This is a genomic window from Streptomyces plumbidurans, from assembly GCF_019857225.1.
GTDB classification, from domain to species: domain Bacteria; phylum Actinomycetota; class Actinomycetes; order Streptomycetales; family Streptomycetaceae; genus Streptomyces; species Streptomyces plumbidurans.
Genome location: NZ_JAFJSY010000177.1, coordinates 1 through 741 on the forward strand (window position 1 = coordinate 1; position 741 = coordinate 741).

Sequence of the window (741 nt, forward strand, 5' to 3'; positions counted from 1 at the left end):
GTCGCCGAGCTGCACGAGATCCGTGCCCGGGCGCTGGCCGGGCCGAGTGAGAAGGCGACCGAGGCGCAGCACGCCAAGGGCAAGCTGACCGCGCGGGAGCGGATCGAGCTGCTGCTGGACGCGGGTTCCTTCCAGGAGGTCGAGCAGCTGCGCCGGCACCGGGCCACCGGGTTCGGCCTGGAGGCCAAGAAGCCGTACACGGACGGTGTGATCACCGGCTGGGGCACGGTGGAGGGCCGTACGGTCTTCGTCTACGCCCATGACTTCCGCATCTTCGGCGGCGCGCTGGGCGAGGCCCACGCCACCAAGATCCACAAGATCATGGACATGGCCATCGCGGCCGGTGCCCCGCTGGTCTCCCTCAACGACGGCGCGGGCGCCCGCATCCAGGAGGGCGTCTCGGCGCTGGCCGGCTACGGCGGCATCTTCCAGCGCAACACCCGTGCGTCCGGCGTCATCCCGCAGATCAGCGTCATGCTGGGCCCGTGCGCGGGCGGCGCCGCCTACAGCCCCGCGCTGACCGACTTCGTGTTCATGGTCCGCGACACCTCGCAGATGTTCATCACCGGCCCCGACGTCGTCAAGGCGGTCACCGGCGAGGAGATCACCCAGAACGGCCTGGGCGGCGCCGACGTCCACGCCGAGACCTCCGGCGTGTGCCACTTCGCCTACGACGACGAAGAGACCTGCATCGCCGAAGTCCGCTACCTCCTCTCCCTCCTCCCGCAGAACAACCGGGAG

Annotated in this window: 1 protein-coding gene; it reads left to right on the forward strand. The window is 70.3% G+C overall.

The features are described from left to right. Nucleotides 1-741 (forward strand): acyl-CoA carboxylase subunit beta (locus JYK17_RS40295; protein ID WP_308011748.1); only part of this gene is annotated, 741 nt, incomplete at both ends.